The sequence below is a fragment of the Flavobacterium sp. genome, from assembly GCF_031537875.1.
Lineage (GTDB): Bacteria > Bacteroidota > Bacteroidia > Flavobacteriales > Flavobacteriaceae > Flavobacterium.
Genome location: NZ_JAVKNB010000017.1, coordinates 7442 through 24886, shown reverse-complemented (window position 1 = coordinate 24886; position 17445 = coordinate 7442). Strand labels below are relative to the sequence as shown.

Sequence of the window (17445 nt, the reverse complement as noted above, 5' to 3'; positions counted from 1 at the left end):
AGAACAACCGTCTCCATCCGAATCTAGGTCTAATGAATTAATTATTCCGTCGTTGTCTGTATCTGCTGGATTTGTGGAACATGTAGTCAAATCCTTAACTCCAAAAACAATATTACAATACCCTTCAGAAACAGAATAATTAAATTTAAAAGTGTTGCCAAAACCTTTTAAACTAATAATATTAAATCCTTCAGTACCTGTGAATTGAGTGGGAGAATTATAAACGGTCGAAATCCCCGCCCACTCTTTTTGATATGGAATAGAAGTATTTACTGGCACCGAAATATTAGACACACCGTTTCCAACAGATGCCATCGCAAATGTTGGTGCTCCAATAGGTTTACTAAAGGTAACTGTAAAATCTCCCGCTAAAAAGTTGGCGATAGTATTGGCAGTAGTAGGCACTCCAAATTGTGCAGGGAAATTAGATCCTTGGTACACTTGTGTGGTAGCAACCATTCCTCCGACAGAATGTTTAGCAGTAACATTAATGGTTTGTCCACCAACTGTTATTGTACCAATAGCTAAAGTAGGTTGTATTACTGACCAAGTTACCCAATTAAATGAAGTAGCTGAATTACAAGCAGGATAGTCTTCATCAAAATCTGATACCCCATCATTATCATCATCAATATCAATATAATCTGGCACCCCATCAGCGTCAGTATCTATACAGGTTATTAAATTAGCATTAATAGCATTTGAATAGGTGTAAGTTGATTTATAACTTCCAGACTCGGCAACTGCAAGCTCTAATCCATTGGCAAATCCATTGGCCCCATAAGGTGCCGGTAGGACAGCGGTAGAAAATTGATTTGCCAGAGTTATCCCTGATGTGCTAACTGCTGTTGTCCCAGCTTCAACAGCATCGTAACATCCATCGCTATCTGAATCAGTATCCAAACGATTAGGTATTCCATCATTATCTGTATCAATATCTGTACATGATAATTTTCTTAAGTTATTGGTTTGATCTTTTAAGACAATATTAGTAAACGGAACTGTATATGGGCTTGTAGAACTAACCACTAAGCGATAATCCGAAACAATTCCTTGAAATTGTTTTTTGACAACCCCATTAATTTTTGCAGTTACATAGCCTGTTTCCGAGATATCCAATGACATGACATCATTCGAAGTAAATGCTTGTGTAAAATCCCAATTTGCTTGGAAATACCCATTCATGTTGGCTGCGGCTGGATAGAATTTATACCCTCCGTCTGCCCAATCATCAGGTGTTTGAGTTTTATTAACTGATATTAATCCTAACATAGATAAACCAGAGAGTGAATTTACTTTGAAAGAAAGGGCTATTGGCAATGTCAATGTTTGATTAGAGTATGAAGACTTCCAAGCATTACTTACTCCAACTGCTGACAAAGTTGAAGAGGTAATATTGGTCACTGGGGTACCATTAAATGTCAATTGTGACACATCTGTGACACACTCTTTTTGCTCAGTAACATCTAAAACCCCATCGTTATCATCATCTAAATCCAAGACGTCTCTTACCCCATCAGTATCTGTATCAGTACATGCATTTAAAGTAGAACTAATTGCGTAGTTATATGCATACGTTCCGTTGTAAACGCCACTTCCTGCATTTGTTTCTATAGCGTCTGCAAAACCATTGGTTCCATAAGGCGCAAGGTGTTTATAATTAGCTGTAGTAGTAATCGTTGTTCCTGCTTCTAAGGCATCACTACAACCATCTCCGTCAGAATCTAAATCTAAGTCATTAGCTACTCCATCATTATCCGTATCCAAACAATTGGTTACCAAAGGATTCGCATAGTTAGACACCCTAACATCTGTAAATTGCATTGTAGTCAGTCCTGATACGGCTAATTTGTAATCAGAATTTGTTCCTTGGAAAGCCACCTTTTGCACCCCATTTATTTTTACAGTCACATAGCCTGTAATTGAAATGTCAATACTATATTCATCCGTTGCGGCAGCGGCTTGCGACACGTTCCAACTGGTGCCGTAGGGCACAGAAACGTTTGTCGCTAGAAAATAAAATTTATACGCTCCATCTGACCAAGATGCTGGCGATTGAGCAGCATACGTTGGCAATAAACCAATCATAGCTGTGTTGCCAGAAACAGGTCGTTTAAATTTAAGAGAAACAGGTAGTGCAAAACTTTCAGAAGAATAAGATGATATCCAACTGTTGGTGTTTGAAGAAGTAATACTAGTGGCTGTTTTAGCCGTTACTGCTGATCCAGAAAAAGTAACTGAAGCAATATCTTTTCCTTTAGTTACACAATCAATTTGTTCTATTTGATCTAAAATTCCATCATTATCATCATCAATGTCAAGCATATTATTTACACCGTCTCCATCAGAATCAAGACATCCATTTACCGTTCTTGCTAGCGCATTGACTGTGTAGGTTGATGTGTAAATGATAGTTCCTGCTGTTGAACCTTCATACGTGTTTAATAACCCATTCCCATTCGTATCTGTCCCTGTTGGATAAGCGGTTGTGCTATCTGCTGTAGAAGAACTAGATGCTTCTTTTGCATCTGAACAGCCATCGCCATCTGAATCTAAATCAAGGCCATTTGGAATACCATCGTTATCATAGTCACAAAGTGGTACATTTACAATACCATAATCCCCCGAAATGAAAGTTTGTCCAACTACAATTTGACCCAATTGGAAGGTATTCGGTGAAGTGGTATTTAAAGTAATAGTATTAAACGAGCCGTTTCGCAAACGCATTTCTTCTAATAACCCTCCAGAAGTTCTACTACCATAAACTTTAATAGCTCCATATTTATCAATATAAATGCGTAGTAATGGTCTTGATTGCGTACCGTTTAATGACCAAATACTTGAATATGTGGTACCATCTAAAAATTCTAAAACTGAATTAGTGGTATTTAGCGAAAATAATTCAAGCTCTGAAGGAGTTACCAAATGTGTTCCATTTATACGAACGTTAAACGAATTATCCAATGTCCAAACGTTTACTACCAAACCATCTGGCGCAGCAGCAAAAGCTTGAGAAGCTGACGTACCATTACTTATATTAAAAGAATTAGGGGTATACGAAAGGTTATTAATATCAAAAGGAGGACACTCATCTGTGTCTAAAACACCATCGTTATCATCGTCAATATCATACAAATTAGGTTGCCCATCTCCATCAGTATCTGTACAACCATTACTATTTGGATTGGTTGCTACAGCATAAGTATAGGTGCTTTTGTAAACACCACTATCTGCTGCAGTCAGTTCTAATGCATCAGCTAAACCATTTGACCCCACTGGATTTGAATGCGCAAAATTAAGGGTGGTTGCGGCAGTGGTTCCGGCTTCTTTAGCATCCGAACATCCATCCCCATCTGAGTCTAAATCAAGTAAATCAAAAACTCCATCTTTGTCTGTATCAGGACAAACCGAATTAGGTGTGCTAAATGTCCAGGTAGCAGTAGTTGCTGAAGTATATGGCCCTGTTATATACTGATTTAAATTATTGAAGGAGCCTGTAACTGCTTGAGAAGTCCAACTTCCAGTTGTAGAAAATTCACCCGCTGTTGTGGTATTATTATCAATAACAAAGGTGTTGATTCCGTTTGTGATTAACATGGCATCGGCACAAATGTAGGAACCAGTTGTTGTACTGGTAGGTGCTATTTTTACACTAATTGTATTTTTATCATTTGGAACTACATTTGAAGCAACAAGTTTCCAAGTTGAAATATTTCCTTCTGTAAAATTATTAGGGGCTACTCCTTGTGTTCGTTGATCTAAATTAACTGTTTGTACATTAGCACCCGTTACTACGACAGGTATGTTAGACGACCAACCTGCATCAGCTCGGTTATATGTATATACTTTATATGGGGTTAGAGCAGGACATTCCACACTATCCACAACGCCGTCATTATCATCATCTATATCAATTAAATTTTTAATTCCGTCACCATCGGTATCCAAACACGCGTTGTAAAAGGTGCTTTTTGCATATCCATAGGTGTAATTGCCGTTAAAAATTCCGCTCTCTGCAACAGTTTCTATAGAGTTTGCAAAACCATTTGCCCCATAATTAGAAGCCGTAGTTCCTGCTATTGGAACTAAGGTTCCAACAGGCATTGCTCCTGACTCTACCGCATCGTTACAACCATCTCCATCAGAATCTGAATCTAAATGATTGGGAATTGTATCTCCATCCGTATCAACAAAACTTGGGATACAAACACTAATTTCAATGTCATCGATAGCAAAATCATTCCCTCCTCCTGATGAAGCATTACTCACTAATTCATAGGTAAGCGAGGTCGTAGGAACAATAAATTCTAATTCATATTTATTCCAAACTAAACTTGAGTTATTAGGAAGATTGTTTGTAGAAACACTAGCTGTAATATTCCCAGACGCATCTTTGATTCTAAATATAAGATTTGGAACAATTGAACATCCATCACAAACATTGGCTATCCACGCTGAGAATCTGTATTTCTGACCTGGAGTTAAATTAGATATGCTTTTTGAGTACGCAACTTGTCCTGGATTAGCTCCGTTGATTAACAACATAGCACCACCACCGCCAGTATTCATCGTGGTGTGGTCTTTAGTTTCGTTTATCCAGCCAAATCCTCCTAGTCGTGGATTAGATACAATGGCATACTGTCCGTCTTGTGCAAAACGATCATTATCTGACCAAGCCCAAGCATATCCTGGAATATTGGCAGCGCTCAATTGTGCCCCATCTCCAGCGTTTAATGAATATGGTGCCAAAAATTGAGCTGAAGCTCCACTGCTAAATACCGCTGGATTGATTCCTACATATCCAAAATCATCTTTGGCAATCGTACTAAAATCACAAGTTGGGGATTCAACTGTATCTAAAACCCCATCATTATCATCATCTAAATCTTTATAATCAGAAACTCCGTCCCCATCAGAATCTAAACAGATTTTTATGGCAGGATTAGTCGCAGATAAATAGGTGTAAAAATTTTTGTATATCCCACTTTCTGCTGCTGTTTCCAATGTGTTTGCAAAACCATTAGCGCCATACAATCCAGCTACGGTTGTAGTAGAATTAGTTGTAACTACTCCAGCTTCAAAAGCATCTGAACAGCCATCGCCATCTGAATCTGTATCAAAACTATTTAAAATTCCATCTCTATCTGTATCGCAAGAAACCGCAGGATTTGGAATGTTGGTGAAGGTCCATGTAGCTGTTTTTCCTAAATAAGAGGGTCTTACATAAGTCAGCGAATTTAAATATGAACTAGCTTGATCTGTCCATGTTCCTACTCTAGAAAAATTAGTAGTCGAACTATTGTCAACACTATAATAACTAATACCATCGCTAATTAACATGGCATCGGCAAACACATAGGCTCCATCCACAGTAGCATCTGGCGCCATTTTTACAGTGATTTTTTGAGACGCATCTGAAATTACATTAGACGCAATCATTTTCCAGTTGACTCCGTTGTAAGATAATTCTGTTCCAGCTACTCTTTGATTTACAATCACGGTTTGCGCGCGACTTCCGGTAATGGTAAACGGCACATTTGTAGCGACTGTTTGATCATCAGTTCTATTATAAGTGTACACCTTCCATGTGCGGATCGAAGGGCATTCTACTACGTCTAATATACCATCATTGTCATCATCTAAATCATTGACATCAGCAACGCTATCTCCATCAAAATCAGCACAAGCATTTAAAGTAGCATCAACAGCACGATCATAGGTATAACTACTTTTATACATCCCACTTTCGGCGGCGGTTAATTCTAATCCATCCGCAAAACCATTAGCCCCATAAGGCGCAGCTACAATTCCATCGGTAAGAGTAGTTACTGTACCCGATTCCACAGCATCTGTACAACCATCTCCATCTGAATCTGTATCTAAACGATTCGGTATTGTATCTCCATCTGTATCTATATCCGTACAAACAAACTCTTTATCAAATTGTGTGATTTTAAATTCAGTGAATGTTCTAGTGTTATAAGCTGAAAAAGCTACATAGTAATTAGAAGCCGCACCTTGGAATTCACGAACAACAATACCATTATTTTTTACAATTACCCAACCCGTATCAGATATATCCATTTCTACTTTGGTATTGGCTACATAACTAACACTTACGTCATACGCATTAGGTAATTTTCCTTTAAAATTACCGTCTTCATTATAAATTTTATAAGCCCCATCTGACCAATCATTTGGTGTTTTTGTTGCGGCTATAGGCAATAATCCTACCATTGCATAGGCAGATGTTCCTGTTTTGTACTCTAGGTGAATTGGTAATTGTAAGGCTTGATTCGAATATTTTGAAGACCAAGAACTACCCGTTCCTGCTAAAGTAAAAGTTGTGCCAGAAAGTGTAACAGTTGTGGTCCCGCCATTGTACGTTAAAGCTGCTAAATTAATTTCAGGATAGACACAGTTAGTTGCCTCTTTCCAGTCAAGAACACCATCATTATCATCATCATAATCATTCAAATCGGACGCTCCGTCTCCGTCCGAATCAAGACATCCGTTCAAACTGGTTGCTACTGCTCTATTATACGTGTATTTTGAAGCATACAGTCCGCTTTCTGGAGCGGTTAATTCTAGGGCATCTGCAAAACCATTATTACCATAATTCCCTGCTACTACTCCAGTTGAAGAAGTGGTACTAGAAGCCGTTCCTGCTTCTTTCGCATCGGAGCAACCATCGCCATCCGAATCTAAATCCAATCGATTAGGAATAGTATCTCCATCAGTATCAAGATCGGTACATAATTGCTGTGATGACTTTCCGCTCAACTTAATATCCGTGAATCGCTTTCCTATTCCGGAAGAAAACACTAATTTATAATCGGAAACGGTTCCTTGAAATTGATATAGAACAATTCCACCTCTTTTTACGATAACATAACCAGATTCTGAAATATCCATTTCAATTAATTGGTCAGCGGTATAGGCAACATTAAAATTCCAACTTGTTGATGGCAATTTACCATACACATTAGTTGCATCATGGTATATTTTATAGGCTCCATCAGTCCAATTGGTTGTAGTTGTTGCTGCTGCTATAGGTAACAAGCCTATCATTGCCGCTCCCGCATTGTCTGTTTTGTATTCCAAATGAATTGGTAAAGAAAACTGTTGATTGGAATAACTTGATGTCCAATTAGCATAATACGGAACCTCAACAAGATTATCTAACACCAAATTCACAGTGGTATTTCCAGTATAGCTTAGAGCATTCAAATTAATTGGCGTATACGAACAATTGGTTTGTTCTATATAATCTAAAACCCCATCATTATCATCATCTAAATCAAGAACATCTACAACTCCATCTGAATCTGAATCAATACAAGCATTCACAGAAGCCTTTATAGCAAAATCAGCATAGGTATAGACTCCTTTATATAAACCGCTTTCGGCTGCATTCAACTCTAAAGCATCTGCAAAACCATTGTTTCCATAATTTCCTGCTACCACACCTGCTGAAGTAGTAGTATTGGTTGCAGTTCCTGCTTCTTTAGCATCCGAGCAACCATCTCCATCAGAATCTAAATCAATATCATTCGTTTTCCCGTCTCCATCAGTATCAATATAACATGGGCCTGGCGTAACAATACTCATTTGAACATCATCAATAAAATTTCCTGACGCGGCACCACCCGCTGCTGATATTGTTCCAATAAGAAAATAAGTGTCTTGTTGCCCTAAGGGTACAGTATAGGTTCCCGAATAGGTTCCCCATGCTGTGTTGCCGTCAGTCATGGTAGCCACTTTAGTTAATGCGGTCAAAGAATTTCCAAAATTGACAGAAGCCACATCTATACCATCTCTACCTCTATGTTTTACTGACCAACTAATTTTGGTTCCTGGAGCTACACATAATTTTTGATACAAAGAAGATGGTTGATAGGCGTTCAATTCCATAAATTGTGTTCCTTGAGGCGAGGTTACGCCTCCAAATCCTGTTCCCCAAACTTCGAGTGTATTATCTGTAGCAGTAGTTCTCCAACCCACAAAAGTAGAATTTGTAGGAAAAGCTATTCCTCCAGCACCCGCTACAATTGGTAATTCAAATCCAGGATTTGTAATTAATGATGTGCAAGCGGGAAAACCACACTCAGTGGTATCTAAAATTCCATCGTTATCATTATCGAGATCAACTAAATTAGCGATTCCGTCACCATCTGTGTCTAATAATACAAATGGTTTTGAATCCGTATTATTAGCGTAGCTACATTCAACTACGCGTGTCATTGGAAAAGCACTATAACTGTAAGGGCGGGTTAGAGTACCATTATCATTGACTACAGCATACAAGGTTCCACTCACTGAACCGCTATTAAAATTAACAGTTAATGTACTACTTGCTCCTACATTTAATGGAGAAGCTGTTGAAAAGGTGTGTAATACCACTGCGTTTTCAGTAGCTGGGTTCCCTCTATATAACGTAATTGGTGTTCCTGTTTGAAGTGTAGTCGAACCAGTATTAGCAATAGTCACGCTTATAGTAGATTCTGGACCGGAAGCCACTAAAGAGTTAATAACTAAAGTAGCATCTGCTGCTGCAACATAACCCGGTTTTCCTGACAACTCATCCAACTGTAATTGAGCCGCATTCGTATTAAGAAAAGGCATGGAAGCCACATACGATTCTTTTGTAGGAACTTTTAAATTTTTATTGATATTAACAACACGGTAATTTCTTTGGTTCCAATAATTTGGCGCACCTTCCCAAGGTAAACTTGATGCAGCACGCCCAAAAACTTGAAGTTTAGCATCTCCAGTAACTACAATTTCTGCTTCACCGTCTTTGTCTACATCAGCAACTACCGGCATTTCTCCCCAAGTACTTGATGCTACTGCTATAGATGCATAATTGACAGGTGGGTTTACATTCCCATTAATAACTCGCAATGTTGTTTCATCACGATAAATTATCTCGCGGATGCCATTGCCGTCTAAATCAAAAGCGGTCAGCCCTGTTGCTCCCGAAACGTCATTTGTTGTTAATGTCCAAATATATTGGTTGCCAGTCGTATAATTCAAATTATAAGCCGTAACTCTCGTGGATGTTACAATCAACACTTCTGGAAAATCTTTAGCTTTTCCGTCTTGTGTATCATTATATACATTTGCAATTAATGGTAATCCTCTGGTAGAATAGGTAAATACAGGAGGCGCTTTCTCTAATAATAATTTGCCTTCATTAGGATCCCAGATATAAACTTTAGTTAATCCATTATAGACAATATCCAAATCACCATCTAAATCCATATCGGCAACGGCAGTAGATCCACTATCTTCTGAGGCTACACTTACATTTGGAAATACACTTAAATCTCGTTCTACCGTCATAGTCCCTGCTGTCAAATCAGCACTATATACCCGTGAACCATAGACAATCTCTTTTCCTGGTTTATCTTTCAAAATATCCACTACAACCACATCTAAAGGAGTTCCCGTAGCAGAACCGCTTCCGGTTGCTCCTGTAAAGGCAATTGGTATCCCTGTTACTCTTCGAATCAAAGCGTTGTTTACAATTCCGAAAATATCATTTCCAAGTACAATTTCTGGCGTGCCATCTTCATTAACATCAACAATATAAGGTGTAATTCTATTAGCATATTGTGAGGCTACATTCGATTTATAAAGGTAACCTGATGTTGAATTTCCTGCTACATTGTTGAAAACATACAAAAAATTATCTCTTCCTACAATTACAACTTCTGGCGTACCATCATTATTCAAGTCTGCAATAGCGGGCTGAGTAGAGGGTACTACAGCGTTTACTACTGTATTAGGAATTGGTATTACATAATTTTTAGTAGCAGTACTAGCATTAGACCCATCTCCTTTATAAGTGTAAAAACCTGAAAAATCAGATGCAGGAACTAGAATTTCAGATATGCCGTCTCCATTCAAATCAGCAATAGTAGGTGTACCACCATTCCAAATCACTGCACTACTTTCAAAACTTTTTGTGATACCCCAATCAGTTGCTGGAATTGGGGATATAGGTGCTAAACAAGTAATCGCCGGAGTACAGTTAGTATCAAAAACATCAATTAAACCATCCGCATCATTGTCAATAGAATCGTTACAAATTTCTTGTGAACATGCACTAGCGGTTGCATTTTTAATCCCTATACTATTGTATATATAATTAGTTATACCATTATCAACCGCTGTTTCTAATGTATTGACCAATCCATTTGCTCCCACTGCAGTTGTTAAAGGCACTGTGGTTCCTATAGGTCCTACCCCAGCCTCAACAGCATCATTACAACCGTCGCCATCCGAATCAGTATCTAAATCATCCGTTAATCCGTCTCCATCAGTATCACAATTCCCTAAGCTATTTCTTAAAGCAATTTGTAAAATTTGGAAACTCCAATTTTCATTTGCCATTGAACCTGTTAAGGCATTCCAATTGTAGGTGACTACCATCGGGTTAGCCAAAGTAGCTAACTGCTCAAACTTAACATCAATAAAATTTTTATTTACAGAAGGTGCTAATGGAGTAGTGAATTTTGTTGTTATAGTAGAAGTTGGTGTAATTGTTGTGCCAATAGAATAGGCCTCTTTTAAATATTTAGGCTGAGCAATCCCAGACACCACTCCGTTTCCTGCGATTCCTCCGTTTAATTTTAAAACACGCGGGTGAAAATACCACGATCCGTTTCCGCCTTCTTTGACTAATACTTTTAAATCCAGTCCTGCAATTCCTGGTCCAGGAACAAATTTTAATTCTAATTTTCTATTGGCTGCATTTGTAGTTGCCAAATCCGACATAATTCCTGTTACCGTATTGTCTGCTGCAGTAACACTTTCTATTGAAGCTGACAAATTACTCACCGGTCTGACCGTAACAGTAGCCAAATGCGAACCTGTTGGTCCCACAATTTTATACTCTGATCCAGATACTCTTGTCCAAGTATAAGAAGTAAGTGGCGTTGGCGTAGGACATTCTACTTGATCCAACACACCGTCATTGTCATCGTCAATATCAATTGAATTGGGAACTAAATCACCATCTGAGTCCAAACATCCTTTAGCTGAAGGTAATAAAAACTCATTAGACACTGTATAATTCAAGCCTGCATATAATGTATCATTGGTTTCTACTAAACTAGACAAACCATTGGATCCGTAGGTTCCTCCTAATGTTTGACTCACTATACTTCCGTTTTTCAAGCTTTTCGCTTCCACGGCGTCAAAACAACCATCTCCATCAGCATCAGTATCCACTGCATTGGCTTTTCCATCGCCGTCAACATCAGTCACTTTATTGCATAAATTGACATCCAAACCAAATGATTGATTTGCAAAAGCAGTAGCAGCGCCAGCTGTATTGACAAAACTTGCTTCAAATGTAAGTGAACCCGCAATAAAATTCATCGGCACTACCACTTTCCAAGTAGAAACATCTACTCTATAAGCTGCTCGAGTAACAATTACATCTCCTGGATTTATAGTTTGTCCGTCGGTATGTGAACTTAATTGATCTCCTGGATCATAAACAATTCCTGCTACAGGATAATTCCATTTTACTGTAATGCTTTGTGCAGCATTGACCACTGCGGCATTAGCGGTGTTGCCTGGAAGATTGGCTCCAAACTGAAAACTAGAAAACATAGCGGTATTAGGAGCAACAATGGCTTTATACGTATAATTTCCTGTAGACGGTTTTACATTAAAAGAAGCTGCGCCTGTAGTATCAGTAAACGATGAAATGGAAGTTAAATTAGTAAACTGAAAATTTCCAGTAGCTCTAAAATCGCCATTATTAAAACTTCCACCAGCACCCATAGAAGACCCAGTTAAAATTTGATACGAACGAACAAATTTTGAAACTCCACAACTGTATTCTACTTGATCTAAAATTCCATCATTGTCATCGTCAATATCATCTTTATCAGCCACTCCATCTGAATCTGTATCCAAACAAGCATTGACAGATGAATACGCCAAATAATTGGTTTGTGCGTATTTTATATCGGTGGTTAATGAATCATTATATTCTAAAATATCCAAAAGTCCATTAGCCCCTACTGATCCTGAAAAGGCTACTGTAGTTGAAGTTGCTCCAGTTGCCGAAGCTTCGTATGCGTCATTACAACCATCACCATCTGAATCTGTATCAATACTATTGATTTTTCCGTCTTTATCCAAATCATCATTCGTGCACAAGTCGGCACTAATTCCCCATGACTGATTGGCAAAATTAGTAGTGGTGACGGTGGCTGTTTTATGTGCTAATTTTAAATTAAATTCCGTAGGTAAATTTCCTGTTTGGAAAATGATTTTCCAACTAGCCGCACTCACATTCTGAGCCGCTTTTGTAGTTACTGACATTCCGGAAGTAAGTACCGCGCCATCAGACTCATTTAATTGATCGGCAGGATCATACACTATTGCCTTTACATCTGGAGTCCATTCCAAAATAATTTTTTGAACCCCAACAGGTGTAGAAGCACCAATTAAATTCAATGGGGTGTTTGGAGCAAATGTTACTGTTTTTAAAGACGAATCTCCTGAAGGGGTTAGGCTAATGTTTTGCACATATACTGGATCATTATCTGTGATGAGGTAATTAAGCCCTCCCTTAACAATATCAACATTAGTTGTAGCATTTAATGCTCCAGATACCCCAACAAAATTAATGGTATAATCCGCTAAAGCATCATCCTTTGATAGTGTTCCTGTAAATTGAGAATAACCTGTTAATCCAGAAGTAATTACCGGAGAAGTAAAATAAGCCATCCCACAATTGAGCTCATTCGCATCTAAAATCCCATCGTTATCGTCGTCTATGTCAATTGTATCAATAATGGAGTCATTATCCGTATCCAAGCATTTCTCTAAATCAAATGATCGAGCAAAATTATAAGTTGAAGTATACGTTGTAGTTGCCTCTAAAGTATCATTGTTTTCAAAACTATTGTCATTCAATAATCCATTGATACCAAATGTTCCAGTTAGTCTGGACAATCCAGTATTAGTTGTTGCACCAGATTCATAGGCATCATTACAACCATCTGCATCTGAGTCTGTGTCTAAATGATTGGGAATAGTATCTAAATCATCGTCAAGTTCGCGAGTAGAAAACATATTTACCCCATAATATTCATTCGCCATTGATGCTGCATTTACCGACGAAACACTTGCGGTAAAATCAAAAGGAGTACTAGTATTTCTTAAGTAGAATACTACTTTCCAAGTTACTAAATTGGAATTGATTGTAGTGTTTTGGGTAATCACATCTCCAGAACGAATAATATCTCCCGTATTGTGAGAACTCAATTGATTAGTAGGATCAAATACCACTCCATAGGCAAATCCAGCCCATGTAAATCTAATATTTTGAGCCTCAGAAGTATTTCCTGCAATATAAGTAGAATTATAAGGCACGTTGGGACCAAATTCTATCTTATTAATCATCGGGTTTTTAGCTGTTTGATCACCTGCTACAGGAATAAAGCTGAATTTTAAATTCATTGACGCCTTAGTCGTAGAGGTGTTTTGAGCTAAGAAATGCAAACCATTACCTCCATCAGCGTACCCTGCAGGAAGAGCAACATTCGCTCCGGTCATTGTCATGCTGTAATCAAAAGAATCAGGACCGGCTAAGGCTTTTCCAGTAATTGTTTTAGTGGTAGCGTTGTTTGTTGCTATAGTAAACAAAGGTGTTCCACCATTCATCTCTACAGTATCCAAGACTCCGTCATTGTCATCATCAATATCATCAATATCTTTCACCAAATCAGAATCGGAATCCAACGTGTTTTTTTTGACCGCAAAAGTAAACACCGCATTATTTGGCAACACGACTGAACCTTCCCAAGTAGCCGATGTACCCGAGCCTACTAAAATCATTGGAGTATAACTTGCATCACTAAAATCGCCATCTCCATTTCCGTCTAAAGCAATATAAACTGTAGCATTTTCAAGTATAGGTAAATCTGTGTTAGGTAAAGCATTAGGTGCTGTATTTCCAAATGCCGGAATGCTCAATTTTGTAGGCTCTGTAATACCCGTATTACTTACTTTCCATTTTCGGTCTAAATGAAAATATGGCAAACTAGTATAGGCATCAAAAACAATATCGCCATTAGTATCTCCGACTAACAAATAGGTGTTATTAGTAGTAATATTATTCCCAGTAGCCGCTTCGTTTTTGGTACCAATTACCGACTTATTACCCATTGTAACAAAACGATTTGCTGGATTTACTGTAGTAGATTGTCTTTGGTGTAAGCCTTCACTATCCTCTCTACCAATCCCTATAATGGCATTATTAAAGGCTGAATTAGCGGTCCAATCCCAAATAATTGACCCTAAACCATTGACATAATTATGGTTTAACATCAACCCATATTTAAGCGCTAAGTAAGTTCTAACTTGAGTACGTTGCGCAGCCGTAAGTACTTGATTGTATCCCAGAACCTCGGCAATATTCCCTTTAAAAAAATTATCATTAATTGCTGAAGATCTTCTCGCTCCAATATTCAACCAATCTAATGGTGCTGCCTGTACGACCGTTCCTACTATTGCATTTTGTGTTCCGTCGTTTTGTACAAATGCATTGTTTGTAGTTGTTGACATGTCTCTTGAGGCGTGTGCCAAAGTCCAAGCATTAGTCAAATCCACGGTTTGGATCACCGACTGAGTCGCTGCACCACTATTCACGTATTGCAAATCTCCATTATTATATCGGAAAGCATTGGCATTAGTAGAACTAACCTCTGTACCCATCCCAATGATATGGCTCATTCCAGAAGCCAATTGATTTAAAGCTACTGCAAAAAATTCTTGTGATTGGTTAGCATAATTAATTCCGCTATGCTTGAAAAATTGAGAAGTACCATTAAATTTATAACTTGGATTAAAGTTGATATAATCCGCCGTTGCAGAGGCTGGGTCGGTAAAAGTAACAGTCCCTACTCTACTGGCGTCAAAAACATTACCTGAATAATCTTCCCAAATTGTTGTTGGAGCTGCTCCTGCAGCATCCGCTCTATACCATGAATACGAAGGCACGTCTATTCCTCCTGGACCATCAATTACTTTTACAAGTGTGAAATAGTGACCTGAACTTAAATCTACATTGGCATTCCAATTGACACCATCAAAAGTTAATGGAATAATAGTATTATCTGAATCATTAAATATTGGATTCGGACTTACATATAATGAGACTGAGAACTTCGCTTCGGCAATATTAGGAATAAAAGAAGTGGTTCCTGATTGCGCAGTATAAAAACTTAACTTTACAGATCCAATAGTTCCTGTTTCTTGGACTTTCCAAACGGTAGATAATTTACTAAACTGACCTGTTGGTGCGCCTGAACTACTCCAAGCGGGTTGTTGACCATTGTCGCCAATGACTAAATAACTATTGTCTGTAACTATGTCGTTTGAAGCAGCCGAGTTGTTTCCGTTGACCGTATCAATCGTATTATTATTTCCTATCATCATCAAGGCAGTCGGGTTGCTTGATTTAGATTGACGTTGGTGTAAGCCTTGACTAGAAGAACGACCAATGCCAAAAATAGTAGATACATATCCTGCATTTAGTGTTTTGTCAAATAGTTTTGTTGTTCCATCTGCACCCACATAATCATGCCCTAAAGTGATTCCGTATTTAATTCCTAAATAGGTTTCAATAACATTTTGCTGAGTGGGCGTAGGCGTATTTTGAAAGGTCATAATTTCGGCAACAGGACCATCCCAACTTCTGGTAAATCCTGCTTGATACGAAATCACATTAGCTGAAAAAGGGGTCGCTTCCGATTTTGTAGCTGATGAAACAATATTTGGACTTCCATTCGCACCAAAATCATACTTAGAAGCTACAGTGCCTAATGTTCCGTCTTTCCACCATGAACTTTGCGTATCATTCATCGAACCCGACCATTGGAAGGTTCCACTAATACCACCATGATAATACGGCGCGCTATTCCCATATAATAAATGAGCGTGATCTGCTCCTGTTCCTGTATATTGGGCCACCCAAAAACTAGCTCGTATTCCGCTTAAATCAGGCATGTCCATAGCTGAATTAGCTACGCTAGAAAATCCCATAACAGGATTGAAATTCAATTGGTTAGTTTTATAAGTAGGTAATGTTGCTGACGCGGTAATATTCATAGCGTCAAAACTATTTCCTGAAATATCCTCCCATAGGGGAATAGGAGTGTTATTGTTTAAAGCAATTGCTGTAGTTTTTGTATATGCATCCAATCGTAATGCTTTTGAACCTACAAAATCAACAGGAAAAACACGTACATAACGACATGTTACTGGTGCGTCAAAATCGGAATAATGCAATTTTTTGCTGTCTTCATTTCGCACAAACATTCCTAAATTGGTCCAATTAGTGTTGTCAGAGGACACTTTGATAGTATAACTTAAAGCACATTCTGTATTGGCGGCCCTACCCATAGTGGCAATCCCATCAATAGTTCGCACTGATCCTAAATCAAGCGTAATATATTCTGTTGGAGCTGCATTAGTATAAGTTACACTTGATGACAACCATGATTGTGGCGAACTAAAAACCGATTGATCTGGACTATAATTAATAGTATTCCAAGAAGACGAAGCGGTTCTATTTGCTGCAGGTACATTTAACAAAACCCTATTGTACACTATTGGTTGGTCTGCTTTTAACCAAAAATTTGGAAGCCCTCCTACTGCAAAATTAGTTTCTGAACCCGCAGGTGTAAATACATATTTTCTTCCTAATCCTGCTCCGGGCCAAACTGTATTTACAGTTAAATTTAAATTATTATTGTTATTGTTGGCCAGAACTTCGTTGGATGTATAAATGGCTATTTTTTCATTACTTGACAACCCATTCATACCAGATGAGGCTGAATATAATGCCGTTGCATTATTGGGTCCAAAATGATATTCTATAACATTAGAACTTTCAAATAACTTTACCTGATAATTAAATACTGTCACGGTATTGGCAGTATAGGTTACTTTCCATTGTACCGTTAAAACACGATTCGGAGCCGTTCCTGTCAATTCATATTTTACACCGCCATTAGTTCCTACGGTAAACTCATCCCAGATGGCATATAGGGCCGGAAAGTTAGAGGGAGCCGTAGGATTGTTACTTCCTTGCAAAACTACCTGAGTGGTTCCCAACCTCAAAATACCTTGAGCACTAGCTGAAAAATCCGTGTATTCTTTTCCTTGAAACAAGAAAGTAAATCCTATAGGCGTTACTGCCGATTTCAATGCAATATTTCCTAACGCAATATTTCCAGCAGCTACTAATGTAGTTCCACCAGAAATTTCTTGATACGTACTTGGCTCTGTAGAATACCTAATGTTTGTAATTTGTGCTTGAGTAGTTGCCGAAAAAAGCAGACACAAGTAGATACTAACTAATACAAAAATTGAACTATTTTTCTCAGCAAACTGAGTCAATAATTTATTCAT

General features: G+C 38.2%; 1 protein-coding gene (running past one end of the window). It reads right to left on the bottom strand.

Features of this window, described 5'->3' with window-relative positions; genetic code table 11:
• Positions 1-17445: part of an Ig-like domain-containing protein coding region (locus RMR09_RS11350; protein ID WP_310595919.1), annotated on the bottom strand (this coding region is incomplete at its 3' end). Its footprint begins 9927 nt before the window's first position; the window shows 17445 of its 27372 annotated nt.